Annotated in this window: 24 protein-coding genes, 1 tRNA gene and 2 pseudogenes; 12 read left to right on the plus strand and 15 right to left on the minus strand. The window is 69.4% G+C overall.

Annotated features, from left to right (window positions below; genetic code table 11):
• Both ACWCPN_RS02530 and ACWCPN_RS02535 read left to right on the plus strand, forming a co-directional pair.
• A complete protein-coding gene (locus tag ACWCPN_RS02530; RefSeq protein ID WP_451201939.1) occupies positions 1-759 on the plus strand; it encodes a DUF6928 family protein in 759 nt (252 codons plus the stop codon).
• Between the two features lie 312 nt (positions 760-1,071).
• Positions 1,072-1,449: a DUF5958 family protein gene (locus ACWCPN_RS02535; RefSeq protein WP_451201941.1), complete on the plus strand. Its 378-nt coding sequence runs from the start codon at positions 1,072-1,074 to the stop codon at positions 1,447-1,449.
• Positions 1,450-2,102: 653 nt separating this feature from the next.
• On the opposite strand, the gene ACWCPN_RS02540 is transcribed toward ACWCPN_RS02535, so the two are convergent.
• Complete coding sequence (locus tag ACWCPN_RS02540) at positions 2,103-2,399, minus strand: hypothetical protein (protein ID WP_451201943.1); 297 nt, start codon at positions 2,397-2,399, stop codon at positions 2,103-2,105.
• Between the two features lie 377 nt (positions 2,400-2,776).
• On the opposite strand from ACWCPN_RS02540, the gene ACWCPN_RS02545 reads away from it, so the two are divergent.
• A complete protein-coding gene (locus ACWCPN_RS02545) occupies positions 2,777-3,265 on the plus strand; it encodes an HNH endonuclease (protein ID WP_451201945.1) in 489 nt (162 codons plus the stop codon).
• Positions 3,266-3,464: 199 nt separating this feature from the next.
• Here the strand turns inward: ACWCPN_RS02545 and ACWCPN_RS02550 are convergent, their stop codons facing one another.
• Positions 3,465-3,728, minus strand: coding sequence for a hypothetical protein (locus ACWCPN_RS02550; RefSeq protein WP_451201946.1), 264 nt, complete (start codon positions 3,726-3,728; stop codon positions 3,465-3,467).
• Positions 3,729-4,668: 940 nt separating this feature from the next.
• Positions 4,669-5,433, minus strand: coding sequence for a hypothetical protein (locus tag ACWCPN_RS02555; protein ID WP_451201947.1), 765 nt, complete (start codon positions 5,431-5,433; stop codon positions 4,669-4,671).
• Between the two features lie 1,332 nt (positions 5,434-6,765).
• Between ACWCPN_RS02555 and ACWCPN_RS02560 the strand changes: the two genes are divergently transcribed.
• Entirely contained in the window at positions 6,766-7,092 is a 327-nt protein-coding gene (locus ACWCPN_RS02560) for a hypothetical protein (RefSeq protein WP_451201948.1), read from the plus strand.
• Positions 7,093-7,550: 458 nt separating this feature from the next.
• Here ACWCPN_RS02560 and ACWCPN_RS02565 read toward each other — a convergent pair whose 3' ends face one another.
• The 3 genes and pseudogenes from ACWCPN_RS02565 to ACWCPN_RS02575 all read right to left on the minus strand — a co-directional run.
• Positions 7,551-7,706, minus strand: a complete 156-nt coding sequence (locus ACWCPN_RS02565) for a hypothetical protein (RefSeq protein ID WP_451201949.1) — start codon at positions 7,704-7,706, stop codon at positions 7,551-7,553.
• 53 nt (positions 7,707-7,759) lie between these two features.
• Positions 7,760-8,149 carry a hypothetical protein gene (locus tag ACWCPN_RS02570; protein ID WP_451201950.1) on the minus strand — a complete coding sequence of 130 codons (390 nt, stop codon included), beginning with the start codon at positions 8,147-8,149 and terminating at the stop codon, positions 7,760-7,762.
• Positions 8,143-8,331, minus strand: a pseudogene (locus ACWCPN_RS02575) (ATP-binding protein); the annotation flags it as partial. The pseudogene ACWCPN_RS02575 and the gene ACWCPN_RS02570, both read right to left, overlap by 7 nt.
• On the opposite strand from ACWCPN_RS02575, the pseudogene ACWCPN_RS02580 reads away from it, so the two are divergent.
• Together ACWCPN_RS02580 and ACWCPN_RS02585 are read left to right on the plus strand one after the other, a co-directional pair.
• Positions 8,315-8,737, plus strand: a pseudogene (locus ACWCPN_RS02580) (tyrosine-type recombinase/integrase); the annotation flags it as partial. The pseudogenes ACWCPN_RS02575 and ACWCPN_RS02580 overlap by 17 nt on opposite strands.
• Positions 8,738-9,059: 322 nt before the next feature.
• Positions 9,060-9,344: a hypothetical protein gene (locus ACWCPN_RS02585; protein WP_199210586.1), complete on the plus strand. Its 285-nt coding sequence runs from the start codon at positions 9,060-9,062 to the stop codon at positions 9,342-9,344.
• Between the two features lie 118 nt (positions 9,345-9,462).
• On the opposite strand, the gene ACWCPN_RS02590 is transcribed toward ACWCPN_RS02585, so the two are convergent.
• On the minus strand, positions 9,463-10,269 hold the full coding sequence (locus tag ACWCPN_RS02590; RefSeq protein WP_451201951.1) for a YhjD/YihY/BrkB family envelope integrity protein: 807 nt from the start codon (positions 10,267-10,269) through the stop codon (positions 9,463-9,465).
• Between the two features lie 273 nt (positions 10,270-10,542).
• On the opposite strand from ACWCPN_RS02590, the gene ACWCPN_RS02595 reads away from it, so the two are divergent.
• Positions 10,543-10,980 (plus strand): DUF7144 family membrane protein, encoded by a 438-nt coding sequence (locus tag ACWCPN_RS02595; RefSeq protein ID WP_451201952.1) that lies wholly within the window; start codon positions 10,543-10,545, stop codon positions 10,978-10,980.
• A 105-nt stretch (positions 10,981-11,085) separates the two neighbouring features.
• Here the strand turns inward: ACWCPN_RS02595 and ACWCPN_RS02600 are convergent, their stop codons facing one another.
• The 4 genes from ACWCPN_RS02600 to ACWCPN_RS02615 all read right to left on the minus strand — a co-directional run bounded on the left by ACWCPN_RS02600 (position 11,086) and on the right by ACWCPN_RS02615 (position 17,384).
• The gene (locus ACWCPN_RS02600) at positions 11,086-12,489 is read right to left on the minus strand and encodes a Cys-Gln thioester bond-forming surface protein (protein ID WP_451201954.1); all 1,404 of its coding nucleotides are present in this window, start codon (positions 12,487-12,489) and stop codon (positions 11,086-11,088) included.
• A 293-nt stretch (positions 12,490-12,782) separates the two neighbouring features.
• Positions 12,783-13,253 (minus strand): single-stranded DNA-binding protein, encoded by a 471-nt coding sequence (locus ACWCPN_RS02605; protein WP_451201955.1) that lies wholly within the window; start codon positions 13,251-13,253, stop codon positions 12,783-12,785.
• Between the two features lie 240 nt (positions 13,254-13,493).
• Positions 13,494-15,710, minus strand: a complete 2,217-nt coding sequence (locus tag ACWCPN_RS02610; protein ID WP_451201957.1) for a GTPase — start codon at positions 15,708-15,710, stop codon at positions 13,494-13,496.
• Positions 15,711-15,776: 66 nt separating this feature from the next.
• Positions 15,777-17,384: a dynamin family protein gene (locus ACWCPN_RS02615; RefSeq protein WP_365129675.1), complete on the minus strand. Its 1,608-nt coding sequence runs from the start codon at positions 17,382-17,384 to the stop codon at positions 15,777-15,779.
• A 272-nt stretch (positions 17,385-17,656) separates the two neighbouring features.
• Here ACWCPN_RS02615 and ACWCPN_RS02620 point away from each other — a divergent pair.
• Positions 17,657-17,729, plus strand: a tRNA-Arg gene (locus tag ACWCPN_RS02620).
• Between the two features lie 407 nt (positions 17,730-18,136).
• Here ACWCPN_RS02620 and ACWCPN_RS02625 read toward each other — a convergent pair.
• Positions 18,137-18,868 carry a DUF998 domain-containing protein gene (locus ACWCPN_RS02625; protein ID WP_451201958.1) on the minus strand — a complete coding sequence of 244 codons (732 nt, stop codon included), beginning with the start codon at positions 18,866-18,868 and terminating at the stop codon, positions 18,137-18,139.
• A 143-nt stretch (positions 18,869-19,011) separates the two neighbouring features.
• The gene (locus ACWCPN_RS02630; protein ID WP_451201959.1) at positions 19,012-19,818 is read right to left on the minus strand and encodes a DUF1963 domain-containing protein; all 807 of its coding nucleotides are present in this window, start codon (positions 19,816-19,818) and stop codon (positions 19,012-19,014) included.
• Between the two features lie 369 nt (positions 19,819-20,187).
• Here ACWCPN_RS02630 and ACWCPN_RS02635 point away from each other — a divergent pair, with 369 nt between their 5' ends.
• Both ACWCPN_RS02635 and ACWCPN_RS02640 read left to right on the plus strand, forming a co-directional pair.
• On the plus strand, positions 20,188-20,637 hold the full coding sequence (locus ACWCPN_RS02635) for a DUF2690 domain-containing protein (protein WP_451201960.1): 450 nt from the start codon (positions 20,188-20,190) through the stop codon (positions 20,635-20,637).
• 288 nt (positions 20,638-20,925) lie between these two features.
• Positions 20,926-21,543: a TOPRIM nucleotidyl transferase/hydrolase domain-containing protein gene (locus ACWCPN_RS02640; protein WP_451201961.1), complete on the plus strand. Its 618-nt coding sequence runs from the start codon at positions 20,926-20,928 to the stop codon at positions 21,541-21,543.
• A gap of 7 nt (positions 21,544-21,550) precedes the next feature.
• Here the strand turns inward: ACWCPN_RS02640 and ACWCPN_RS02645 are convergent, their stop codons facing one another.
• Together ACWCPN_RS02645 and ACWCPN_RS02650 are read right to left on the minus strand one after the other, a co-directional pair.
• A complete protein-coding gene (locus tag ACWCPN_RS02645) occupies positions 21,551-21,955 on the minus strand; it encodes a hypothetical protein (RefSeq protein WP_451201963.1) in 405 nt (134 codons plus the stop codon).
• A gap of 95 nt (positions 21,956-22,050) precedes the next feature.
• Positions 22,051-24,063 carry a hypothetical protein gene (locus ACWCPN_RS02650; protein ID WP_451201964.1) on the minus strand — a complete coding sequence of 671 codons (2,013 nt, stop codon included), beginning with the start codon at positions 24,061-24,063 and terminating at the stop codon, positions 22,051-22,053.
• Between the two features lie 195 nt (positions 24,064-24,258).
• On the opposite strand from ACWCPN_RS02650, the gene ACWCPN_RS02655 reads away from it, so the two are divergent.
• Together ACWCPN_RS02655 and ACWCPN_RS02660 are read left to right on the plus strand one after the other, a co-directional pair.
• Entirely contained in the window at positions 24,259-25,218 is a 960-nt protein-coding gene (locus tag ACWCPN_RS02655; protein ID WP_451201965.1) for a D-2-hydroxyacid dehydrogenase family protein, read from the plus strand.
• Between the two features lie 169 nt (positions 25,219-25,387).
• Positions 25,388-25,678 carry a chaplin gene (locus ACWCPN_RS02660; RefSeq protein ID WP_451201966.1) on the plus strand — a complete coding sequence of 97 codons (291 nt, stop codon included), beginning with the start codon at positions 25,388-25,390 and terminating at the stop codon, positions 25,676-25,678.
• Positions 25,679-25,747: the final 69 nt, after the last annotated feature.

Here is a 25,747-nt window from a genome sequence, read left to right on the forward strand (position 1 = left end):
TTGGGAGCCAAGACGGGATTTCTGGTGTACGCCGACGGCGACGTGCCGGGGCTGCTGCGCGAAGTGGGCACAGCGGATCTGGAACAGACCGCCAACATGATGCGGCGGCTCTACCCAGGCTGGGAAATCGAGGAGAGCGAGGGCTCGAAGCTCAGCAGCGGCGTTTACCCGCCGGAGGGGACGGCTTACGCGGCCGGCTGGCCCGGCCTGGAGTTCATCGGTGACCAGAGGGTGATGATCGACGTTCCCTCGGAACTCCCGGAGCACCTCGTGGCGGCAAGCGCCGGCCGACGGCTCGTGCTGCACGCCATGCACAGCGTCGTGGACTGGCTCGCGTTCGCCGTATGGGAGGACGGCCGGCTCGTCCGCTCCCTGAGCCTGTCCCCCGACAGCGGCATCATCGAGAACATCGGCGAACCACTCCCCTTCGAGCTGCCCTACTGGTCCGGGGAACGCCCGGCCGACGTCATCCCCTGGCCGGACGAGGACGAAGAGCCGTACCCACTGCCGTTCCACCCCTTGGATCTTGGCGAAGACGCACTGCGAGCACTCTGCGGCTTCGTCCTGGAGGGCCACCCCGAACCGGACGACATTGACGCGGACGACATCCACCTGCACGGATTCCGGGTCCGGGACCCGCACGGCCCTGATCCCGCGGAGCAGCAAGCGGCGCTGCAGAGGGCCATGGAAGCCATGGGCCCGCCGCGCTTCTTCACCATGAGCCCTGACGGCTCGCTCATCGAGCGCGATGGCCTTTAGCTCGGGGCTTCTTCGCCCCGAAGCAACTACGGCGGGGGTGTGGCCTTGGGCTGATCTGGCTCTCACCTGGTGCAACGGTCCACAGGCGTCCGCGGTTATCCGCTGCTGTTCGTCTGCGTGGTCACGCAGTTAGACACTCACTCGGGATGCGGACCACCCTGAGGGCGCTGCGCGGGTTCGACTGGGGAGCCTGCTGCCTGCGTCAACCGGCTGTGTCATCAGGGCGCGGGGAACCATGCCGCCTACGGGTGGCCGTGCGCGTACCGTCGGTCTGAACCATGGGGGTGGAAGTCTTTGCTGTACGCACACGAAGTGATCCTGAACGAGCTCGCACAGGACCTCAGACCTGTGGACGAGGGCGTCGAGTGGTTCGAGAGTCTCTCAGAGGGTGACCAACGCAAGGTTCTGCACGCCCTGGTGCTGTTCTGCGGGCAGGCACGCGCCCGCGAAGAGGACGTGCCAGAGAGCATCGCGCGTTCCGGTATCCGCCCTACTCACACGCCGGCAGTGATGCTCACGAAGTGGCGTTTTGGAATGGAAGCACTTCCGGCCTACGAACTCACCAAGTCATTCCGCCTGCTGGTCGCCCTCTTCAGCATCGCCGACGCCCGCAGGCGAACGCTGTACTGTGCCGGCGGATGCTGTCACGCGTGGCACAACCTGCCGGATCCGCCAGGCGACGCAACCTGAGATGTCTTCTTGCCCTGGGTCTTGCCGGGGATCTTGGCGACCTGCGTTTTCGCTGCTCAGAAGCGGTGGGCACGTGCGCCTGGTGGTCGTCATTGGTCGTCGTTGGCCACTGTCGAGCGGCGTCGGACGGCCCAGAGACGGCCCAGCTTCGGCGCGCTCGGCAACCTAGCTGTGCCCCGCCGGCCGGAGCGGCGCTACGGCGAAGCGGATAAGTGGCACCTTGGGCGATGACCCCTTCGTCCCGAACTCTCGGGTGGGTGGCTATGGAGGTCGGGTGGGCTGGTCAGCCGGTCATGGACGGTTCCCGACGGTCGGCTGTGGTTACGGTGGTTGCTGTACTTCGCTGCTGTACAGCAGTCGCGTTGATCACCGCTTTCGGAGTTCGATTCGCGGATGCTCTGATCCACTTCCGCCTGCGCTGTCCAGCTCACGCCCGCTCGCTGGGCTCCGGGGCCATTCGCCGACGTTAACGTCAGCGATGGATGTCAGCAGGCCGCGCTGCATTAAGGCTGGGGCCCGGCAAGACGAACTTCAAACCGGTGGAATGACCTGGTCTGCGCCGTCTCCACTCTTCTAGCTGAGCCTGGGAAGACTGGTGGTTACGGCCGGGGCTCGCTTCGGACGGGCCCCGACTGGTCGTGACCTTCGACGTCCTACAGGTGTCGCCCACCGGTCGGCAGCGTCACGCCCCGGTCCTCGGGATGCGGGTAGTAGATCGTCGTTTCCCCGGTGCGCGGATGGTCCCGGAAGAGAGCGTGATCGAGGCTCGCCCGAGCCTGGTTGAGTGCTTGTTCGGCGGCCCTGAGCTTGTGGTAGGGCTCGCCCTCCACACCGCTCCTCGGGTAGGCGGTGGCAAGCTGAGTGACGCGGTGGACGAGTTCGGTGTGGATGGCCGCGAGAGTGCGGCCGAGGTCCTCGTGTTCTTCGAGGGACAGGCGTGGTTTGGTCACGGTCTCCTTTTCCTCCCGTTCGGGGTGGCGCTGGCCTGTGTGGTGACGGTACGACCAGGGAGGGCTCTCCGTCCGGGAGTTGGATCAAACGGCGGTGATGGTGAGGGTCGGCGAGATAATCCGAAGGAAGCGGCCTAGAGGTCGTCATCGATGATCGTCGGCCTCTGGTGGTGGCTTCGGACGGTCCAGAGACGGCCCGGATCGAGCACTGGGGCGGCGCCTGCCTCCGGTGGCCTGGCAGGTCTCTAGACCTCCGAGTCCGCGCAGCCGACTCGACCTTCCCTGCGCGATCATGAGGGGACGCTATTCGTCCTGGTCTGCAAGAGACCGGACGGAGTCTGGAAGGACTGAGGGTGGGGAGACGACGCCGTCGCTTCATGGTCTGGCAGTGGCTAGCGGTACTCAGCGCCAATGAGGGGAGGTGCGCGTACTGCGACAGTCAGGAAGCTCAGACGATGGACCACCTCATACCGTTTGCTGACGGCGGGGCAGACGACATCTCAAACCTGGTACCAGCCTGCCACGACTGCAACAGCAGGAAGCAAAGCCGCAATCCGGTGAACTGGTACCTCGGCGTGATGATGAAGGGCAATTGGTCCGGCGACGGGTCGCTTCGCTCCGGTGGCGGAGGCCGAGACTTGAGTTTGAGGGACTTGTATCTGACAGCGCATGAGACCGTCCTTGGATGGCTCGACCACCTGGACAACGTGACAGCCGAGGGCAACGACGTAGAGCGGCTTACCTGGTTCATCGACCGGTACTACGGACTCGGCAGGCCGGCGGGCCAAGTCAAAGGCCCCACGATGTACGCCGTCTTCCGAGAGCAGATCAAGGCAGCGCAGGCAACCGGATTCAGTAAAAAGTGACGGCGTAGCTGTATGCGCGGGGCCAGGATTCAAGCAGGGGACACCCGCTTTAGGAGTTCGATCCGAAACTGCTCCGACTGCCGTCGGCGACTGACGTGACCACCGGACAGGGATGCTGGTGCACCCCCGGTCCGGCACTGTTGATGTCAGCTGTGGATGTCAGAGGCCGTCCGTTGGGTCGGCGGTTCAGCGCAGAGCTCTACGGCAGGCAGTTCTTGTCGGTCTCGGGAAGCGCGATGGTCTCGTCGTAGTCGGTCCAGTTGTAGACCCACTGCTTCCTCACGACCACCTGGGCGGCCCAAGGAACTAGCGTTTCCGCGAGGCCGATCACGCGATCCGCGATCGTGTCCAATGCTCGCTGGACACTCGCGTCGCGGACATTGGACCGCAACCCTCGCGGGATCTGGAACTCAAAGCTGATCCGCAGGGAACGAGGCGTTCCCTTGGGGTCCTCGGTAACCACTCTTACCCCCCTAGTCAGGCGGTTCTTGTAGCCACGAGAGTACTCAATTACCGACGACAGTCAATACTCTCGCTGAGATTGGCTACTCTGGCTCACATAGAGGGCACCTGCAGTGATGTCGATGGGAGCGTCTGACCTGTGCAATCTCTTGTCACTGCGACTTCTCCGCGCATCCAGCCCGAGCACTCTCTCACGAGAGAACCTGGCCTGCCGAGGAGTTGGCTGAGCTCTCCAGGGGTGCTCACTTGCGGGTACGGAAGCAACCGTTGGCCACCCTCGGTGCGCCGACCGATCAGGCGCGCGCCAAGGCAGTCACCACTGACGTTAGCGGCGCTGTTGGCCTACGCGAGCAAACCCAGACGGTGGAAGCACTGCGACCAGGGCTTGGGGCCGTAACTGCTTCGTCCCGAAGCAACTTGGAGGCCGGTGCCGCCTTGGGCTGGTGCGGCTCTCACCTGCGCTGATGGTCCGCTGACGTCCGCGCTCGTCCGCCGCTGTTCGTCGGCGTTGTCACGCAGTTAGACACTCACCGCTCGACGGTCGATCGCTGGCGAGTCGGTTGTCAGTGCTGGCGTCTATGGTCTCAAGCGCGCGGTCGGCTTCCGGGGGTTCCAGCTCTGAAGTGAATGGTTGCATCCCCGGTCTGTCTGGGGGCGGCCCGGAGAATCGTCCGGGACCTAACCGACGGTCGGGCTTCGTCGATGGCCAGCGGATGACCTGCCAGAGCCGACCGTGCACCCCCTACCTAGTAGGCAGACGCACGCTTTCCAAGTCTGTTGGTGGCCCACCAGGGGCCGTGCCAGGGCATTCACCTGCGTTCATGACCGTCCGGGCGCTCATCACGAGCCGCGGGCCGGACGGACCTGAACGGTGGTGTCCGTCGCTGAATGAGACGGAAACTGAGACGGTCCTCTGTCGGCGGCGTGGCTGGGAAGGCCCATCAGAAAGGGGGATCGGTGTCGTAACCGTTCCACGGCTCGTCGGTCCACGGTGAGGGCTTGAGCTCCGAGTCGCAGAACGAGTACCGCTCGTGTCGGACCTCCGTCCCGGCGGTCTCCTCACCCCAGGTCGTCAGGGCCTCGATCGACCGCTCGCGATACTGCCAGAGCGCACTTGCGGCCAGCACGTCCCGCAAGAGAGGCGCCAAGGCGACTCGGTGGTGGAGCAGGCGCGGGTCGTCCAGCAACGGGATGCAAGTGGAGACGGCTGCCTCGCGCACGTGGATGTCAGGGTCGTCGAGAAACGCGGACGTGGCACGGAAGAGCTGGGGTCGAATGCGGCAGATCTCGACGAACGGCGGGTAGTCCTCCGGAGGGAAGCCGAAACGGCGACTGATCGCTGCTGCTTCGTCGTCTGCCTCATTCGCCACGGAGTCAAGCCATCCCAGCAGCTCGGCACGCATCGGCCCGGGAAAGCTGCGAGAGTCCTTCTGGACGGACCGGAGTGAGCGCTCATCGCTGAGAATCCCCGCCACATACAGGGCGGCCGGGGCCGTAGCGGTATACAGGGTGTTCTGGTGGTGAACCACGTGATGCAAGTCGTCCAGCGCCCGAGACCGTACGCCCTCATCCAGGCCCGTGAGCCCGATCAGCATCTCGGGGACGTCGTCAGCCAGCCCATAAGCATGCTGCAAGGCACCCCAGTGCGTCGCGGCCAGTACTTCCGCGGGATCGATCGGCTCGGCAAGCTCCTGGTCGCGGGTCACGCGGGGAGTATGACAGTGCTCATAAGAGGCAGGCTCGGCCCCTGGGCGACCGTTACTACGACCCATCCAGCGTGACAGCGGCTGGCGACCGTGACGCCGCCAGCCGTGTGCCCTTCTGATCCGTAGCTCTAGAGAGATGGGTCGGAGACGGTCATACAGGTTGCGTTCTGGCCTCAAGGGGGCGCTACGGGGTGGGGCCGATTGCTGTGGTTGCTGTACCCGGCTGCTGTACAGCAGGATCCCGGTGAGGGTGACGGGTATGAAACGGGAAAGCGATGGGCTCGTGCTCCTGGTGGTCGTCGTTGGCCATCATCGGCCACTGCCGAGCGGCCTTGGACGGCCCAGAGACAGTTCGTCACGGCGCCCAGGACGCCCAGCCCTTGCCGCGTGGTGTCCCCTGCTGAGGGTTGGATACGGGTTTCGTCTGGGCCTCAGCCAACGACAGTCAGCCACGATGGCGGGTGCGCCGCCCGACCACGCACGCGTATGCCTCGCTGGACCCCCACCGGCCTCAGCCACGCTGCCGTGCCGTCGACCGGGGCAATCGGCGCCGGCGGAAGCGTAGCGGTGAGACCTTTGAGGATGACCTCTTCATCCGAACGCGATCACGATGGACGGTCACTTCGTCCCCGAAGTAGTCCGGATTGGACCTCCACCTTTAGGTGACTTCTGAATTGGCCAGAAATGGTCTAGTGGCCAGCGGAAACGCCGGTCAGGCGCTTGGCTTAGCGAGCCACAATTCGGCCAGGAGATTCCTGCAATGTGCAGACGGCAGACTTAAAATGGCTTGTTGCGTGCCACCCGAGCAGTCGCAGGTGCATTTTATTCAACGTCGAACTTTTTTGTAGGCTCAGAACTTCCTCAAATTTTTCCCGGTGCCCTGATGTTACCTAGGTACGCATGGAAGACTCTCGCTCGACCAATCACCCTTGAAGGGGGAAACCGTGAGTCAAAAGGTGAGAGCAGCATTTGCGGGTGCTGTCATGACCCTTGGAGTGTTGGGTGTGGTGACACCTAATGCCTCTGCTGCGGCAACTGGGCGTCCTTCGGGATGTCACTACCAAGTTGCCGGCCCATGGGGCACAGTCGCCGAATGTAGCAGCAGTAACGGCGGCCACTACCGTGCTTTCGCGCTGTGCAAGGACCCGGACACTGGGGTCATTAAGGTGTTTGAAGGCGATTGGCGGACGGGTGGGTGGTCCAAGGCCTACTGCGCCGGCTCGACCAGAGCTTCGAGTGCTGGCGTCGAAACCAAGGTGACCTGAGGGCGACGCGTCAGTCTCCCGCGCACGACACACCTCTGAATTCAGTCGCAGCGAAAGGTACACCAAAATGAAGAAATGGTCGCTTCTCCTCACGGGTGGCGTCGTAGCCGCCCTCTCCTTCGGCTTCCAGGGAGCAGCCTCGGCAGCGCCTAGTGCGGCAACCGGCTGGCCGACCGGCTGCACCTACCAGACCAACTACGACAATGGAGCGATGGCGAAGTGCTCCCACAGCAACGGTGGTCACTACAAGGCCGGCGCCCTCTGCAGCCGCGTTGACGGCGGCGGCAAAGTCGACGTCGAGGCGGTTGCTTGGGTTACCAGCGGCTGGTCGAAGGTGTACTGCCCGCCCTTTACAGTTTTCTACTCGGCTAACATCGTCACCAAGTCTTCGTGAGAGCGCCAGGCGCTAAGGGAGGCGCCGTTTAAAGGCAGATACACAAAGGGTCCGTGCCCTTTGTGGCCCGCACGCGCCCTCGCATATGTCTTCCGCCGAAGCCGAGTGTGGGGTTCAGCGATCTACCCAACGCGGAAGGTCTTCGAGGCTCACGCCCAGTGGCTGTCTTGAGCTGTGGAGCCGACCGCCACAGCCAGGATGTGTTCCCGCCCTGACTTCAAGCGACTGATCGCTGTAAAGCGCGGGACGGGTGCCGGCCGGGCTGGAGCGGGGCGGAGACAGGAGCGCAGGCCCGGCCGGGGGCCGGGCCTGCGCTCGGGGAGCGGAGCGAGCCGCCTTGAACCAGTAGAGAAAGTTGTAACTCAGTCCCTATGGCTGGTGGTTTGGTCAGTTCCCGAGTCTCGGGCTTCCGCGATGCGGCGGCCGTGTTCGGCAGCTCGTAGCAGTGACTGGGCTACCTATTCGGCACCGTCGGGGTGCAGGTAGATCTCCTGGGTCCACAGCACGGACAGCCGCACGGTGCCGTTCAGCAGGTTCGTTGCCACGTCCACTTCGACGCCGTTGTCGGTGGCGTCGGTGACCGTCAGATCCAGGTCGCTGCTGTAGGCGCTCATGTGTCCGAGCATGCCTGAGGCCCGGCTTCAGGTACGAGGCCGGGCCTTCAGTCTCAGTTGATAGCGGACACCCTGGTTCTGGGGCTGAACTCATAGGCGCAGGGCGGGAGCTCTGTTCGATGGGCTAGCGGTAGGTAGGTCACCGGTCGGATGGTCCAAGTGACGTGGGTGCCAGCGTGTATGACTGACACCGTGCAGGGCTCCGACCGCAGTAGGGCTCGTCTGGTCTCGGCGCGGCCGTCGTGCAGCCACTCCCACGCCTCGTCGGAAGCGTCCGGGTCCAAGGCTGGTGAGATCGTGCGGAGTGCGACCGCCACCCATTGGTCGGCCTGTGGTGCCGAGTAGGCGTCGAAGGATGCCAGGAGTGCCGGCCCCCGCTGCTCGGTGAGGTCTTCTGTCCAGCACTCGCACCAGAAGCCGCGGCGGGTTTCATGACTCAGCACGGATGACCTACCCGCAGTGCGTCCGCGTATAGCTCCGCGGTGAGCGTGTGGCCCTGGTCGCTGTCGTGCACGACGACCCGGTGAGCGATGACGCTGACCATGCCCAGGCCCCGGCCGTGCTCGGCGTCCTGGTCCTGGTGCTCGACCTTCGGGGCCGTACCCGTGCCGCCGGTCGACGTGACCTTGCCCTGGCTGACCCCGACTGGCCCCAAGGTCACACACCGGCTCGTCTTCACGAGCGGTGTCGGTGCTGCCATCTGGAGCCAGGGCTTCAACGATCAGGCGTGGAAGCCCGCGCTGGCATCCGCCGGCATCATCCCGGCCCCCGAGAAAGGGCAGCGCTACGCGGCGGCCCGCGAGCACGGAATGCACGCCCTGAGGCACTTCTACGCCTCGGTGCTCCTGGACGCCGGGGAGAACATCAAGGCCCTGAGCCTGTACCTGGGGCACAGCAATCCGGGGTTCACGCTTCGGGTCTACACACACCTCATGCCGTCCAGCGAGACGCGGACCCGGAAAGCCATCTCCGCGATGTACCGGGCCGCCGGTCACGCTCATGACGGCCCAGAGACGGCCCAGGCTGCCTGAGACGGCCCCTCATCGGTGGGAAACCTGCTGGTGAGGGGCCTTTTCATGCCCTCTCGCGGCAAGTAACTATCTTGCCGTACCGCCACCCCCAGGCGGAAACCCGTATGACCCGGCAGCCCTGACCTGGGCTTTCCGCGCTGTCGACGGCGCCCCCTCGTCACCCTCGACCGCCCTCGGCCGACCGCGGGCACCCGTGATGCGCGGTTCGGATGATCCGTGCGTCTGTCCGGGTGCCTTCCGGGCGTGCCGTGAGCGGGAGGCCCGTGCCGGCGGGTATGTCGCTTCGGGCAGAGCGTCCCCGGGAGCCAGGAGGAGATCAGCTATGTACGCAGTGGTCCGGCGGTACGAAGGGGTGACGGATCCCGCGGAGGCGGGACGCCGGGTGGACGAGGGATTCATCCCCCTCCTCCGCCAGGTCCCCGGCTTCGTGGCCTACTACTGGGTCGACGCCGGGGGCGGAGTGATGCTCTCCACCAGCGTCTACGAGGACCGGGCCGGGGCCGACGAGTCGGTCAAGCGGGCGGCGGACTTCGTGCGCGACAACCTCGCCGCACTGCTCCCCAATGCCCCTCTGGTCACGGCCGGCGAGGTCGTGGCTGCCGGGTGACGGTCTTCGCCGGCGAGCCGGCCGACCGGGTGTCCGCACGCCGGTGACCTGGTCGTTCCCAAGGCGCCGGGCAGAGCCGGGCCGTCCTGGCTCTGCCCGCGGCTCGGTGGCCCGGGGGTCACTGGAGGGCTCGGCCGACGATCGCGCCCAGGTGGATCACCACGCCGACCGCCACCAGCCAGGACAGGATGACCATCACGACGCCGATGGGGCCGTACTTCTGCTCGTTCGCCACGATCGCCGCGGAGAAGTAGTGGGTGGAGAAGACGCCCAGGCCGGTCCAGCACACGCTGGTGACCAGGGCGGGAGGGAGGAGGGCCCGCCAGGGCACCCTCCCGGCGAGCAGCGCGTACATGCTGGCCCACCAGAAGGCGACCGCCCAGAGGAAGCCGGTCAGGCCGGTCAGGAGCCAGCCGTGCAGGATCCTGCCGAAGGCGGCCTGCGCGGCGGCGTAGGCGAACAGTCCGGCCAGCCAGGTGAGCCGGGCCGTGGTCTTCCACTTCGCGTCCTCCGGGATGTCGAACAGCATCCGGTACCAGCTCTGGAGGGTGCCCGCCACGGCCAGGACGCCGAGCAGGAGCAGTACGGCGCTCGTCCCGGTCAGGGTGTAGGAGGTCGTGGTGGGCGCGAACAGAGTGGCCACCGCCTGGGCCGCCTGCTCGTTCAGCCCCAGCCAGCCGGCGACGACCGCGGCCGTGTCCTGCCCCGCCGCCGCCGTGAGGATGATCAGGAACGGGAAGAAGCACAGGAGCGCGAGCGCGGCCAGCTGGAACGAGTGCCCGAAGAAGTCGACCGCCGAGAGCCGGACCCACAGCCGGCCCGGCCCGCTCTCCTCGAACCTGCGGAACGCGCCCTGCCACATCTGGTCCGCACGCCGGAGGAGGGCGCGCGGTGACGGGTGGGATGTCTTCCTGCCGTCGTTCATGCGGTGACGCCCCAGGAGTTCGGCCGCCATCCGCTGGATGCGGACCCCCCTGAGTGCACGGCGGTTGCGCAACAAGCGTAGGCACCCCCCTGTGGCTGCGCGCGCCGAGCCTGACGGGCGGAGCGAAATCACCCGGGCCGAGTGATGTCGCCGGTCGAACGCAGGCGCACTGTGGATTCGGAAACGTCGTCCGAGGCCGGGGGAAGGACGAAGGGAAGCGCCCTCACTGATCGCCGGACGCAATCGCCGGACGCAACCGATCGAGGCCCAGAAATGACCACGACACACACCACACAGGCCCGCAAGCAGCATTGGGCCAGCGGCTTGATGCTCTTCGCCGCCGTCATGCTGATGATCGCCGGAGTGATCGACATCTTCCGCGGCATCATGGGGATCGCCGCGGACGACGTGTTCATCACGACGCGCGGCTATGTCTTCCAGTTCGACCTGACCGGCTGGGGCTGGGTCACCCTGATCCTGGGCGCCGTCGCCGTGGTGATCAGCCTGGGACTGTTCCAGACGGCGAAGTGGGCGCGGATCTCCGGCATCGCCATCGCCGGACTGATCATCCTCGCCAACTTCCTGTCCCTGCCCTACTCCCCGCTCTGGTCCACCCTGATGATCGCCTTCTCCGGCGTCGCCATCTGGGCCATGTGCGTGGCGCAGCCCGGGGAGAGCGGGGCGGGTCAGGGCGCACCGCGCGTCGGCTGACCGGCGGCGTCAGGCGGCGCGCAGAGCGGCGTCACCCTGCCCGTCGGGCGGCGTCAAGCGGCGCGCCCGACAGGCGGGGTCAGGAGGAAACGGCGCGGCCGGAGCTCACTCGCCCGCCGCCGCTTCCTTCCTGCGCAGAATCACCAGCACCGCGCCACCGATCACGACGAGTCCGATGGCCACCCCGGCGATCATCGGGGTGATCGCGGAACTGCCCGTGGCGGCGAGGTCGGTGTCGGGAGCCGTGCTGTTGCCGCCGACCGTCGCGGGGCTGGGCTCGCTGAGGGTCTGGGTGGACTCGGTGGTGACCGTGCCCTGGGTCTTGCAGTCGAGGACCCCGGTGAACCGGTGGCTGAAGCCGTTCGGGCCGGTGATCGTGAAGTCGTAGGACTGGTCCTCCTGGAGCGGGACCGTCACGGTGCGGGTGGTCCCGGCCGGGATGGTGTGCTCGGAGCCCATCAGCTCGAAGGTGAAGGGCTGGTCTCCCTTGTTGGCCGCGGTGATGTCGACGCCGCTCTTGGCGCAGTTCTTCCGGGCCGACACCGCCATGGCACCCTTGTCCGCCCAGGTGGCGCCCGCGGTCGCGGAGACCGTGGACTCGCTGGAGCCGGCCAGTATCTGGGTCTGGCTGCGGCTCTCGGACGCGAAGGCGCGTCCCACCGGGACGGTGGTCGAGGCCTGGACGGTCAGCTGGGCGGAACCGTCCGCCGCCCCCTCGGGAACGTCGAAGAACAGCTGGCTGCCGTTCTTGGCCGAGGTGATCACCTCGCCGGTCCTGTCGATGATCCGAACCCCGCCGGCGCCCACGCCCGCCGGCGCGCCGACCGTCACGCTGCGCGCGTTGGTGTGCACCGTGACCGGTCCGAGCAGGTCACCCGGGCGCCCGGAGACGGAGGGCGGATCCAGGGTCAGCGAGGCCTGCGGCTCGGTGCTGCCGCGGGCGCTCTTCTCCAGGTAGTCCGCGAGCTTCTCGGCCTGCGGGTCCACGGCGTCGACCTTCGCCCCGTCCGAGTACCGCCAGATGGCCACCTGTGTGCCGGCGGCCGCGTCCTGCTCGCTCAGGGCGCTCACGCCCGCCTGCTTGGCGAGCGTGGCGAGGTCGTTCACCTGGGGGTAGGAGTTCTGCAGGATCCAGCGGATCCTGCCGGCGTCCTTGTTGGCGCCCAGCGAGGTCCCGCTCCAGGGGGTCTCCTGGTAATGGGCGTCGCGCTGGGTGGGGTTGTGGATGTCGACGCAGTACGTCTGCAGGGTGCCGCCGCCGTCCACGGACATCTCGAACAGGCCCGCGGACACCTGCTGGTCGCCGCCGTCCTCGTGGATCACGGCCTGGCCGTACGTCTTCAGGCCGCCTATCGTCGCCGTCGCGCCGCCCTGGGTCTGCGGTGTCTCGTCGGCCGCGGACGCACCCGCGCCGAACAGCACGGTGGTCGCCGCGAGGCCGGACGCGAGCGTCACGGCCGCGAGGCGGGCCACGCGGAACCGAGTGAACCCAGTGAACGCAGCAAGCACAGAATTCCCCTTCGAGCAGGACCCGTTGGATGTGGGGGACGGTCCCACCAGCAGAATCGGCTGCCCCGAGGGGCATGCCCGGCATCCTATGGATCACAGGGACCGCGCTTGCCGGTCGGATCGTCACATGGGGCGATCCGATCCGGAATCGTTATCGCCGGCACGGCACGCGGGCCGGGCTTGTCGACAAATACATCGCCCTCACCGGCCTGTTCGGCACGCTCGGTGGCGGCCCGTCGACAAGGCGCGACAGTCGCTTCAGGGCCTCAGCGGCGACGCCGTCGCCGCTGACGTCACGTCACCGATGTTGTGACCAGAGCTGGTTGAGCGGATCGCTCGTCCACGGTCCCGGTGGCCGGTGTCTCCCAGTTCGGCTCCGGACGGGGCGCCGCGGGCGTCTCCTGCCGGGCCGCGCGGCGGAACAGCGCGGTCCCCCGCGCAAGGTCGTGGCCGACGGCCACCGCGTCGATGTCGGCCGATGTGCGGCCCTGCTGCCCGTCCCGCGGTTGGGTGCGCACCTTCAGCCTGCCCTGGACGACGACGGGCTGCCCCACCTCCACCGAGGCCGCCACGTTGACCGCCAACTGGCGGTTGGCCCACACGGTGAAGAAGTTGGTGTGCCCGTCCGTCCAGGCACTCTTCTCCCGGTCCCAGTAGCGCGCGGTCACCGCCAGCCGGAACCGGGCCGAAGGCCCGGCCGCCGTCTCCCGGTACAGCGGCGGCGTCGCCACGTTGCCCACCACGCACACCACGGTCTCGTTCATCGCGAACCCCTCCCTGGGCCCGGCCGCTCACGGCCGGGCGGACATGCGTACGGGCCCGTCCCGTACGGCGGCGTCTGCCCCGCGGCACGATCGCCGCGGGAACAGACTGCCTCCGCCGGGCCGGGCCCGCTGAGCGCTGTGGACCACCCCCGAGCTGTGGAAAACCCCGCCACCCGAACGGGTGAGGGAGAGGCCGGGGTCAGGAGGTGGGCCCACGGACTCCCCCGCACCGTCCAGGCCTCAGCCCACCCCTACTCCCGTCTGCACCACCCGGCCGTACTGCTCCCGCACCTCGCGGTACCGCAGCAGTTCCGCCGCCACCGGGTCGAGCACCCGGGCCCGGCCACAGCTGGCGGACGCCTCCCGCAGTCTTCGTTCCGCGTCCTGGCCGTACCGGCGGGCGGGTCCCCGGGCCGCCATCCGGCAGCCCCACTCGACGAACGGCCCGCCGACGATCCCGCACACCATCAGCAGCACCGGGACGCCCAGGTTGGGTGCCATGACTCCGGCGATCTGCCCCACGAGCCACAGCCCGCCCACGACCTGGAGCAGGGTCATGGCCGCCTGGACCAGCACGGCCACCGGCCACCAGCCCGGCCGGGGCGGCCGTCCCGGCGGCAGTCCGGCCCGGGTCGCCAGATCGTCCAGTGCCTCCGGCAGTCCGTGCGAGCCGCGCACGGCGGCCTCCCGCACCGCCTGCGCCCAGGGCGTGGGCAGGCCGGCCGAGGCCCGGTCGGCCACCGTGCGGACCGCCTGTTCGACGCGCTGGCGGGCCGTGGCCTCCTCGTCGGCCGGGTGGCGTACCGCCATCCGGCCCGTACTGGGCCCGCCGCGGCTCTGGTACCAGCGCCACAGCCGCAGCCAGGGCGTACCGCAGGCCCGGTTGGCGTTCCGCAGCCAGGCGCGTTCGGCGGCCTCGCCGGCCGCGGTGGCCCCCACCGCGTCGGCCAGCCGGGCGGCGAACTCCTCGCGCGCCTCCTCGCTGAGGCCGACGCGCCGGCCGGTGGCGTAGACGGGCCGCAACTGGGCGGCGGCCGCGTCCAGATCGGCCGCGACCCGGCGGGCCGCCGCGCCGCGCTCCATCACGAAGTGACCGAGCGCTTCCCGAAGTTCGCCGACACCGTCGCCGGTGAGGGCGGACAGCGCGAGCACGGTGGCACCCGGTTCCCCGAACTCGCCGAGTGCGACACCGTCCTCGTCGAGCAGCCTGCGCAGATCGTCCAGTACCTGGTCGGCGGCCTCACCGGGCAGCCGGTCCACCTGGTTGAGGACGACGAACATGACCTCCGCGTGGCCGGCCATGGGCCGCAGATAGCGCTCGTGGAGCATGGCGTCGCCGTACTTCTCGGGGTCGACCACCCAGATGACCGCGTCGACCAGTTTCAGGATCCGGTCGACCTGCTCGCGGTGCTCCACGGCCGCGGAGTCGTGGTCGGGCAGGTCGACCAGGACCAGTCCGCGCAGTTGTCCCTCGGCCTCCGCGCTCTGCAGGGGGCGCCGGCGCAGCCGGCCCGGGATGCCGAGCCGGTCGATGAGGCCCGCGGCGCCGTCGCTCCAACTGCACGCGATGGGCGCCGCGGTGGTGGGGCGCCGCACCCCCGTCTCGGAGATGGCCACCCCGGCCAGGGAGTTGAACAGCTGCGACTTTCCGCTGCCGGTGGCGCCCGCGATGGCGACGACCGTGTGTCCGCCGGAGAGCTTGCGACGGGCGGCCGCCTCGTCCAGGACCCGGCCCGCCTCGGCGAGGGTGCGGGTGTCGAGGCGGGCGCGGGACAGGCCGACGAGTTCGCGCAGCGCGTCGAGCCGGGAGCGCAGGGGGCCGTCGTACGCCAGGGGCGCTGGGGTGTGGGTGCCCGGGGCGCGCACGGGCTTGTCGAGGACGGAGACGCGCTCGCCGCCCTCCGTCACCCTGCGGGCGATGAGTCCGTCGTCCCAGGCGTCGGCCGCGTCGGCGTCCATGTCGGGAGCGGCCTTCGCCTCGTCCTCAGTGAGGCCGTGCGAGCCGCCGTCGGTTTCTGTGCCGGCCCCGTTGCCGGTGGCGTTCGCGCGCGCGTGCGGCTCGCCGGCGTCCCACCGGTCCATCCGCGCCTCCGCCGTACGCGCGTGCGCGTCGGTCTCCCGGTGTCCCGCGGGATTGGTGGCCTCTTCGCCGCTTTCAGGGGCGGGCTCGCCCTCCCCGCGGTCGGAGCGCTTCGCGGGCACGCGCGCGTGCGGCCGGCCGGCCGTCTCCGGGCCCCGCTCGTCCCGCCGTTCCCCGGCCCCGGGACCGGTTCCGGTGTCGTCACCGGCGTCCGCGCCGCGCACCGGGCCGGAGGTCGCGTGCGCGGAGCCGCCGCCGGCCGGCGTCAGGCCGGCGGCCGTGTCGCCCTCTCCCCCCGCTCGGCCGTCCGTGCCGGCAGCAGGGGGACCGGCGTGGTCGGAGGGGCCCACGTGCGTCATGCGGTCCATGTGAGTCATGTGATCGGTGTGGTCCCTGTGGTCCCTGTGGTCCGTGTGATCATGGTCAGTGACGGCTGTCACCGTTCACCTCTCCTTCTGCAGTACGGACAGCGCGGCGATGAGCTCCGCCTGGGGCTCGGCACGGAGGTCCAGGGCGTCGAGCGGAGCCAGGCGCCGCTCGCGTTCGGCGTGCACGACGCGGTCGACGGTGTCGTTGAGCAGCCGCTCGGCCCGGTCGCGCAGCCGCAGCGCCCCATGGGCACCGATCCGCTCGGCCAGCCGCTCGCCCGCGGTACGCGCCCGGCTTCCGCCCAGCAGCGCGGTGGCGACCAGCGCGGCGACGCTCTCGGAGTCGGGGGCGGTGTTGCGCTCGATGTCGCGCACCTCGTCCTCGGCGTACTCCTCCAGCTCACGTCGCCAGCGACGGGCCGCGAGCCCGATGCGGTGCTCGGCCTTCTCCGGTGAGGGGTGCCGGTCGGCGAGGACCGGGGCGGCGGCGCCGGGCTCGCGCCGCCACGCCTCGTCGACGCGCTCGTCGGCGGCCGTGACGGCACACAGCAGCAGCGCGCCGAGGCTCTCCACGAGGGCGTCCAGCAGCTCACCCGCCGTGCAGTCCAGGGGGAAGGCACGCCAGCGCTTGAGGGCGTCCCCGGCGAGTACGGCCCCGGACTGCAGCCGGCCCCGCACACGCGCGTGCTCGCCGTCGTAGGCGCTCTCCACGGCGGAGGTGAGCCGGAGGGCGGCGGCGTACTGGGCGGCGACACCGGCGGCCAGCTCGGGCATACGCGACTTGAGCGAGTCGAGCAGGCCGTGCGCCGTACGGGCCATGACGTGTTCGCGGGCCGCGGCGTCCTGCGCGTGGTGCACGAGCCAGGTCCGCAGGGCGGCCACCGCGGTGCTGGGCAGCAGACCGGCGCCCCAGGCCGACTCGGGCAGCTCGGGCACGGTGAAGCGCGGTACGTCGCCGAGCCCGGCCTTGGTGAGCAGGGCGCCGTACTGCCGGGAGACCTCGGAGACCACCTGGTGCGGCACACGGTCGAGGACGGTCACCAGGGTGACGTCGTACTCCTTGGCCGTGCGCAGCAGATGCCAGGGCACGGCGTCGGCGTAGCGGGCGGCCGTGGTGACCATGATCCAGATGTCGGCGGCGCAGATCAGCTCGGCGGCCAGGACCCGGTTGTCGGAGAGCAGCGAGTCGATGTCGGGGGCGTCGAGCAGGGCGAGTCCGCGCGGAAGGCTCTCGGCGGTCTCGACGCGCAGCACGCGCGCGGGAGCCTCGCCGGGGAGCAGGAGGTCGTCTCCCGCGTCCGGCTCGTGTCCCCACACGCGCGTGAGGTCGGGCAGCACGCGCATCGAGCTGAACCAGTGATGATCCTCCGGATGGCAGACCAGGACCGGTGTCCGGGTCGTCGGCCGGAGCACGCCCGCCTGACTGACCCGGCGCCCCACGACGGAGTTCACGAGGGTCGACTTGCCGGCCCCGGTCGACCCTCCGACGACTGCCAGCAGAGGGGCGCCGGGGTCCCTTAGTCGGGGCACCAGGTAGTCGTCGAGCTGCGCGAGCAGCTCGTCACGGTTCGCACGCGCGCGTGGGGCCCCGGCCAGGGGGAGCGGAAAGCGTGCGGCGGCGACACGGTCGCGCAGAGCGGAGAGTGTGTCGAGCAGCTGAGGCCGAACGTCCAAGGTCACCACATGTGAAGAATGCCCAATTTTAGGGGAATTCTGAAGCATATGGACATCTCAGCGCGCCGATGGAACACAACGGACGTAAGGGACGACTGGTACGAGGGCACAGTCCAGGCATAACGAGTGCACAACACCCGGTGCGTCGGAGGCCAAAAGCGGTGCACGATTCGTACCTGCCTGCGATTATCAGGACCGCTTCACCGAACCTCCACATCGAGCCACGGAGGCGAAGCGACAGGGTCAGGGAACAAGGAGCTTTATCCTTGTCCCGCCACCAGGCCCCCGTAGCTCAGTGGATAGAGCAGGCGCCTTCTAAGCGCTTGGCCGCAGGTTCGAGTCCTGCCGGGGGCGCTCTCCCTCAGCCCTCCCCTCGGGAGGGCTTTTCGCTGCTCAGGACGGGCGCCGGCCGACACGACGAAGCCCCGGTCGGGCCCCTGGTGATCAAGGGCGGGCTCCGGGGCTACGTGGCTGTCACCGGGTTTCGCGGGCGGCCGTGGCGAAAACGTGTCGAAGATCGCGGCCGCGGGAAGATCGGCCGGCGTCCGGCAGCCCGGTCGCCCGCGACTTTCAGTCGCCGTTTCGGCCGGCAGCCGCCCACCGACACGCCGGGCGCGGGTCGCCAGGTGCGCGGCCGGCGCCGGCAGGTCATCTCTAGGCCATCGACGAAGCCCGACGGTCGGTCAGGTCATGGAAGAGTCTCCGAGCCGCCCCCGGACAGGCCGAGGACGAAAGGCCCGTGCCCAACGAGTCGCGCATCCTCAAGTGCTTGGCCACTGGCTCGAATCCTGTCGGGGGCGTGAGGCTGCGTCCTCGCGCTCCGCAGGGCTTGTTGCCGGTGCGGGTGGGTGGGGCTCGGTGTCGTCGGGGGTTCGGCGGGTCAGGGCCAGGGTGCCGGCCGCCAGGGTCCAGGCGAGGAGGGGGAATGCCGCTACTCGCTCCATGCCGCCCATGCCGAGTCCGAGATAGTGGTGGGAGAGATAGAGGCCGAAGGCCGTGACCGCCGCCGCGCCCAGCAGGACTGCCGTCCATCGCGGTGGACTCGGCACCTCGCGTGCCAGGCCGGCTCCCGCCAGCAGAAGACCCGTGTTGCCCAGCGCCATGATGAGCAGGGCGCCCAGGATGTGCTGGTTCTCGTGGACGTCCGCAGGTGCCAGCCCGGCCAGCGTGAATCCCACGCCGGCGCAGGCCAGCAGGAACCGGGCCGCGATCGCGGTGACGCCCTTGCGCCATGCGGCACCGGTGAGGACGACGCCGACGACGAGCAGTACGCCCAGGGCGATGAACGAGGCGTTCATCAGACCGTGCTCGGGGGAGCAGATGTAGCGCGGTTCGGGATCCGGCTGCATGGCGCAGCGAGCGTTGCCCAGGTCGCTGATGTTGTTGCGGGCCCAGCTGTACGGTCTCGCCCAGGCCGACTCGACGACCAGGTGGATCACGAAGAACTGCACCACGCCCACGATCCATGCGGCGTACCCGATCCGGGTCTTCAACCGACCGTCCCCTCTCGCACGACCGATGTGTGTCACGTGCGAACAGCGGATCACGGACGGTCGGCCCCAGGCACTCCGGCGGGCCCCCGAACACGAGGTGGGGCAGACCCTACGTACAGCCGCGGCGGCTCGAGCCTCGCCGCTCAGTGGCAGTCGAAGCGCCAATCCCACGGTTGGCCCGGGCACCGGCGGCAGTGGAAGAAGTAGACGCCGCCGCAGTCGCCGAGCTGGATGTCGCCGGTGATGGTCAGGAGGTGCTCCATGCGGTGGCCGCCCTCGCAGTTCGGCCAGTCGGCGGGCTGGGTCCAGGCGGGCCAGCCGCCGACCTTCGTGCCGATGATGTTGGAGTCCGGTGGCCATTTCGAGCCGCCCGACGGCAGCCGGAGACGGGGTTCCCAGGTCTCCCGGACGTCCCCGGGCAGATCGAGCCACCTCGGGTAGTCCTGCGCGACGGCCGGGGACAGCGTGGACGGTGCCGGCATGTGGTCCTCGTCGTACTCGCCCTCGCCCGCCTCGGGGATCTCCGACAGCAGCCCTCCCCTCACGACCTCCGCCTCGTTGCGCCAGTACAGCCTCGGCATCACCGGCCCGGGGTCCTGCTCGTGGATCAGCGCGCACCACACGAGCTGCAGCAGGTCCTTGCCCTCCGGGAACTCCAGGCCCGGCACGTCCCTTGCGAAGAGCTGGAGGACCGGCACCATCGGCACCGCGCCCGGGACGATCTCGGTGCGGTTGCGCCAGTCGGTTCCGAACGTCCAGTGGTCCTCCTGCGCGCAGTACGGCCACGGCTCGTCCGCGGGCCAGAGCAACTCGCCACCGAGCGAGCTCTCCCGTGGACCGGGGTCGCCCGGCTCCGGGTTGAGGAGGACGGTTTCCCGGGCGAGACTCGCGTACTCCGGTATCAGTGAGCGCAGGTCCTTCGCGGGCGACTCGGTTGCCTCGCCGGGCATCGCGGCTCCTCGGGTGTACGAAGATCGTCGGGTGTCCCGGGGCACGTTAGTGCCTGGCACCGACAACCCCCTTGTGGCCACTGCCGGCTCGCCTTCCGTGCGATGTCCGAGGTCCATGCGGCCGTGTTCGATGCCGTCCGCGGCCAGTCACTTTTCGGCCAACATGCCCTGATAGCTGAGGTTTGGGAAGAATTTCGTTGACTGGAGTGTCCGATGTGGATCAGGCTCACCTGGTCGGCGGGAAGATCATCGGCCGACAGCGCACACGGCACTGACCAGCCAGTTGCGCTCCATCGCGGTTCCGGCGTGACGGCCCAGCGCCGAACGGGGTGTCCGGACACCGCTCACTCCTGAGGGGGAAACTCAGTCATGCGCAAGACCACAGCCAGACTGGCGCTCGTCGGTGTGGCGGCGGCGACGCTGTCGATGGTTCCGCTGGCCGGTACGTCGTACGCCGCCGGCTGTTCCGGTGCCGGGTGCGACAACAAGGGCCCGGCCACCTACAAGTGCGACGACAGCAGCTCGACCAAGCGGACGGTGAACAGCAACGGCCGCGTGGCGGAACTGCGTTGGTCGGCCGACTGCCTGGCCGGCTGGGTACGCGTCAAGAACAACGCGGACCCGTCGGTCTACGACTCGACCGCGACCATCGAGAAGTGGAGCCTCGACGGCAAGCTGCTCAAGTCCCTGTCGGTGAGGACGCCCAACTACGGCAAGACCGACTGGTCGAACATGCTCGGCGGTCCGGAGTACAAGTACCGCGTGTGCGTGCGCTTCGACAGCGACCTGTACCCGCTGCAGTGCAGCGGCAAGTTCTAGTACGGCCTCCCGTGACGCCGGCCCACAGCTCGACCGGCTGACCGGAACTCGCCGGGACGCACCCGTCCTCACGCGCGGCCCGTATCCGTCCTTCACGGCTCGGATACGGGCCCGCCTGCCGCAGGCCGGGCGCCAGGCGGGCACCATCGCCCGGCGGATCTCGTACGGCGGCAGAGGCTCACCGGCTCGGCAACTCGAGCGCTCAGGAACTCACGGGCTCAGGAGCCGTGCGCCACCGTGGGCTAAATTGCCTGGCGGTCCGGTCCCGCGGAGGCGGAGACTCGGGGCGTGGCTGACATGGGGGCGTTCCGGGACGCGGTCGGTGTGTGGGCGGCCGGTGGGGACGGTGAGCCCGCGCGGGAGCTGGCCGGGCCGTTGTCCGTGCGGGTGGCCGTGCTGCTCGAAGGGCCCAGCGATGTCGCCGCGGTCGGTGCTCTCGCGGCGCGCCGGGGGCGGGATCTGGCGGCCGAAGGGGTTTGCGTGGTGTCGATGGGCGGTGCCATGAGTGTCGGGCATTTCGCCCGGGTTCTCGGGCCGCCCGGGCTGGGGCTGCGGCTCACGGGTCTGTGCGATGAGGCGGAACGTGGTTTCTACGTCCGTGGGCTGGAGCGGGCCGGTGCCGCGTGGCAGGGGTTCTTCGTCTGCGCGGCGGATCTGGAGGACGAGCTCATCCGCGCCCTGGGCGTGACGCGGGTGGCGGAGCTCGTCCGGGCGGAGGGCGACGAGCGGGCCCTGCGGACCTTTCTGCGTCAGCCCGCGCAGCAGGGCCGTACCGCGCAGCAGCAGTTGCGGCGCTTCTTCGGCACCAAGAAGGGGCGGAAGATCCACTACGGCCGAGTGCTGGTGGAGGCGCTCGAGGCCGATCGCGCACCGGCGCCGCTCGACGGTCTGCTGGCCGCTCTCTGACGCGCGCTCAGACGCCGGCCCGCCGGCCGTCCCGTGTCGCCGCGTTGATCACGGCGCAGACGACGGAGGTCGCGACGAGGCTTCCGATCAGCACCATGCCCACGCCGACCACGAAGAGGCCGCTGGAGTCGTCCGACCAGTCGTAGTACGCGGCGATGGTGAGGCCGGCCGAGGTGCCGAGCACCGCGGCCGCGTCGTGGTGCCGGAACGCTGCCCAGCACACCGGTGCCAGGAGTGACAGGACGAGCCCGATGACCTGCCACGCCTCGTACGGGCCGGTCGTCGAGCCGTCGGGGTGGACGTCCCGGTGCTGGTCCCAGCCCAGCCAGGCCGCCCACAACGCCATCGACACGCCGGCCAGGACGAGGATCGACAACAGCTGCTGGGCGGGCTTCCGCGGTTCTCTGCTCATGGGTTCAGCGTCGCGGCCCGCCCCGGTACGCGAACAGGGCGCTGGTACTCAGGTCCACCCGAGTACATCAGCGCCCCGTCCGCCGGGTCTTCCGCTCAGGCCGCCAGTTCCGGAGCCGTCTCCTCCGCGCGCTCCGCCGCCGCCTTCGCCGCCAGGGCGTTCACGGACGCGTTGAAGCGCTCCATGGAGGTCGGGTGGTCGGGACCCAGGACGTACTCCTTGAGGGTGCGGCGGTCCAGGGCCATGGGGTCGGTGTGCGGGGCACGGACCGAGTCCAGGATCTCCGTCAGGCGGGCGCACTCGCTGTCGAGGAGGTAGGCGCCGCCGGCCGTGGTGTAGGCGGCCCGGAACTCGTGGTCGGGCAGGTCGTGGGCGTTGGTCAGGACGTACGGCTTGAGGCTGGCCACGAAGTCGGCGACGACCGAGGAGACGTCGCTGATGAGGATGTCCGCCTGGTTGAAGCACTCGTAGAGGGTGGGGAGCTGCTTGAGGATCACGTTGTGGCGGACCGGGCCCCGGGTCTCCCAGAAGATGCGGTGCCACTCGGCGCGCAGCTCCTGCCATTCGGCCGCCCCCGCGCGGTCCGGCACCCGGGCCTCGCGCATCTGCTCGGCGTCGTCGCCGCCGTGCCGGCCGGCCAGCTCGTCGAGGCGGGCCTGGATCTCCTTGAGGCGGGGCTTGGCGGCGGCGACCGCGGCCTCCGCCTCGGCGGCGCCGCGCTGCTCGTTGTCCGCGCGCAGCAGCTCGCGGATCTCCTTGTCGGCCTGGGCCGCCTCGGCCGAGCGCTTGCCGGTGAGCGGGTGCGGCTTGTAGACGACGCGGACGTTCTCCGCGAGGAGCTTCTCGATCAGGCGGACGCCCATCGGGATCAGCGAGGTGTGGCAGTCGTCGTCGCTCCAGCCCTCCCAGGTCGGCGCGTACAGGACGACGGGCAGCGGGCCGGGGATGTGGTCGGCGTGCAGCCGGATCGGGGAGAGCTGGGGGCGGCCCACCTCCACGATGGCGCTGTCGCTGATGGCGTGCCGCACCCGCTGGTAGCGGTCGCGGCCGGCCCGGCCGGCCACCCATATCTCGTCGTAGACCTTGCTGACCCGGTTGCTGCTGGCGAGCTTGTCGCTGTCGCCGTGGCCGATGAACACGTGCTTGGCCTCGGCCACTCGCAGCATGTGCACGTTCTTGCCCGCGTTGCCCGGGTAGAGCACGACGCGCACACCGGAGAGTTCGAGTTCGGCCAGGTCGTCGGCCTTCGGCACGCAGACCACCGGGATCCAGGTCCGGCTGAGGTATCGGAACGAGGCCCGCTCCCGGAGGATGATCACCGGGCGCATGTCGAGCTGCTCCAGCGTCTCGATCCACATGTTGACCTGGTACATGAAGTCGCGGGAGACGGCCGCGAAACTGAAGTAGAGCGCCACCTCGGGGCGGTATCCGGCGAGCTGCCGGTTGACCTCGGCGAACACCTCGTCCTTCGCGGGCATGCGGCGGACCTTGCGGTACTGCTCCAGCAGCAGGACGACGGCCGCGGTGGTCACGCCGACGGTGACGGCGAAGGCCGCGTACGCCGGCTGCCAGGAGCCGGCCGCCAGCGCGGCGAGGAGTCCGGCGTGGGCCGGCAGGTCGAGGTGGAGGAGCTTGCGCAGGAACCGCCGGTAGAGGAGGGCGGGCGGCTGCTTGGGTATGGGCAGCCCGCCCATGTCGAGGTTGCGGACGACCAGCGGCAGCACCCGGCGCTGGCGGATCGCGTGGTGCACCGCCGTGTACAGCATCATCATCGCGAAGTGGGCGCTGAAGACGGCGAGCGCCGCCACCAGGACCGCCTCCGGCGCGTCCATCCGGCTGGCCAGCGCGAGCAGCATCACCGTGCGCACCGCGAACCGCAGCGGCCTGGTGAGCTGCAGCGCGGCGAGCCTGCGCACGAATCCCGGAGCCCTGGAGTGCAGCACCTCGTCCACCACGTACGTCACCGCCGACGCCACGGCGAAGGCTCGCCAGTCGGGCAGCAGCGCGAAGACGGGCAGTGCCGCGAAGCCCGCGCCGAGCAGGAGCACGAGCAGCAGCTCGGTCACCCCGCGCACACGCAGGGCACCGCACAACCGACGGATCGTCATGGGCAAGGTTTCCTCTTCCGGGCAGGCGTGCACGTTGGGGGCAAACGCCGTTGTTCGTCAGTTCGACTCAGCAAGAGGACGAAGAGTTGTACACCGGATCGAAAGAAGCAGTTCAGATTCCGTTTCCCTGACTATTCGACTGAGTTCGGGCCTTCGACCGGCGGGTACAGTCGCGGCGGGGAAGGGAGAGGTCACGTGCGACTTCGCTGCGCGGTGCTGGACGACTACCAGGGGGTGGCCACCGCCTCCGCCGACTGGTCGGTGCTCGGGGACGAGGTGGAGGTCGTCGCGCTGCGCGAGCACCTGGAGGGCGAGGAGGCCCTCGCCGCGGCCCTCGCCGACTACGACATCGTCGTCACGCTGCGCGAACGCGTCCCCTTCCCCGGCTCGCTGATCGCCCGCCTGCCCCGGCTGAGGCTGCTCGTCGCCTCCGGGATGCGCAACAGCGTCATCGACTACACCGCCGCCGAGGCGCACGGGGTCACCGTGTGCGGTACGGCCAGTTCGTCGACGCCTCCCGTGGAGCTGACCTGGGCACTGCTCCTGGGCCTGGCCCGCGGGATCGTCCAGGAGAGCGAGGCGCTGCGCTCGGGCGGGCCCTGGCAGTCCACCGTCGGCGCCGATCTGCACGGGCAGCGGCTCGGCCTGCTGGGCCTCGGGAGGATCGGCAGCCGGGTGGCGCGGATCGGGCTCGCCTTCGGCATGCGGGTGAGCGCCTGGAGCCGGAACCTGACCGGGGAGCGGGCCGAGGAAGTCGGGGTGGAACCGGCCGCCTCCAAGGAGGACCTCCTGGCGACGAGCGACTTCGTCTCCGTCCATCTGGCCCTCGGCGAGCGCACGCGCGGTCTGGTCGGCGCGGCCGAACTCGCCCTCATGAAGCCGACCGCCTACCTGGTCAACACCTCCCGCGCCGCGATCGTGGACCAGGACGCCCTGCTGGCCGCGCTGCGCGGGGGCCGGATCGCCGGGGCCGGCGTCGACGTCTTCGACCTCGAGCCGCTGCCCGCGTCCCACCCGATGCGCACCGCGCCCCGCCTCCTCGCCACGCCCCACCTCGGCTATGTCTCACGGGCCAACTACGCGACGTACTACGGCCAGGCGGTGGAGGACATCCAGGCCTACCTGGCCGGGTCCCCGGTACGGCGGCTGCCCTGACGTCCCGGGGTACGGCGGCCGGCGTTCTGCTCCCGCCGTGGCGGCCGGTGCGCCCCCGTTGAACGGGTGATCCGCGTCCGGTCGGCGTGACCAGCCCGCTGCCGGTCCGTTGAACGGGGAGTGCGGCGGCTGGTCCTGCTGCCGCACCCCCGACCAGAAGGAGAACCTGATGTCTCGCATCGCGAAGGCGGCCGCTGTCGCCCTCGGCACGAGTGCCGTGGTGATCGGCGGCGCCGGCCTCGCCCTGGCCGACGCGAGCGCCGGGGGCGGGACCCTCGACTCGCCCGGCGTGCTGTCGGGGAACACGGCCCAGATTCCGGTGCACGTCCCCGTGAACGTGTGCGGGAACACGATCGACGTCATCGGCGCGCTGAACCCGGCGTTCGGCAACGTCTGCGGCAACGGCGGCGACCACAAGGTCACCCCGGGCAACCCCGGCCCCGGCGCCTACGGCAACTGATCCGGCCGCACGGACAGCGAAGAGCCCCGGCACCTCGAGCGCCGGGGCTCTTGCCGTGTCCGCGCTCCG

The sequence above is a fragment of the Streptomyces sp. NPDC002386 genome (assembly GCF_053593175.1).

Coding starts and splice junctions, on each gene's coding strand:
- ACWCPN_RS02650 (WP_451201964.1), bottom strand. CDS start 24,063: ATGACGATCCGTCGGTTGTGCGGTGCCCTGCGTGTGCGCGGGGTGACC.
- ACWCPN_RS02585 (WP_199210586.1), top strand. CDS start 9,060: ATGTACGCAGTGGTCCGGCGGTACGAAGGGGTGACGGATCCCGCGGAG.
- ACWCPN_RS02645 (WP_451201963.1), bottom strand. CDS start 21,955: ATGAGCAGAGAACCGCGGAAGCCCGCCCAGCAGCTGTTGTCGATCCTC.
- ACWCPN_RS02590 (WP_451201951.1), bottom strand. CDS start 10,269: ATGAACGACGGCAGGAAGACATCCCACCCGTCACCGCGCGCCCTCCTC.
- ACWCPN_RS02560 (WP_451201948.1), top strand. CDS start 6,766: ATGAAGAAATGGTCGCTTCTCCTCACGGGTGGCGTCGTAGCCGCCCTC.
- ACWCPN_RS02630 (WP_451201959.1), bottom strand. CDS start 19,818: ATGCCCGGCGAGGCAACCGAGTCGCCCGCGAAGGACCTGCGCTCACTG.
- ACWCPN_RS02635 (WP_451201960.1), top strand. CDS start 20,188: ATGCGCAAGACCACAGCCAGACTGGCGCTCGTCGGTGTGGCGGCGGCG.
- ACWCPN_RS02565 (WP_451201949.1), bottom strand. CDS start 7,706: ATGAGCGCCTACAGCAGCGACCTGGATCTGACGGTCACCGACGCCACC.
- ACWCPN_RS02610 (WP_451201957.1), bottom strand. CDS start 15,710: ATGACTCACATGGACCGCATGACGCACGTGGGCCCCTCCGACCACGCC.
- ACWCPN_RS02545 (WP_451201945.1), top strand. CDS start 2,777: ATGGTCTGGCAGTGGCTAGCGGTACTCAGCGCCAATGAGGGGAGGTGC.
- ACWCPN_RS02595 (WP_451201952.1), top strand. CDS start 10,543: ATGACCACGACACACACCACACAGGCCCGCAAGCAGCATTGGGCCAGC.
- ACWCPN_RS02605 (WP_451201955.1), bottom strand. CDS start 13,253: ATGAACGAGACCGTGGTGTGCGTGGTGGGCAACGTGGCGACGCCGCCG.
- ACWCPN_RS02660 (WP_451201966.1), top strand. CDS start 25,388: ATGTCTCGCATCGCGAAGGCGGCCGCTGTCGCCCTCGGCACGAGTGCC.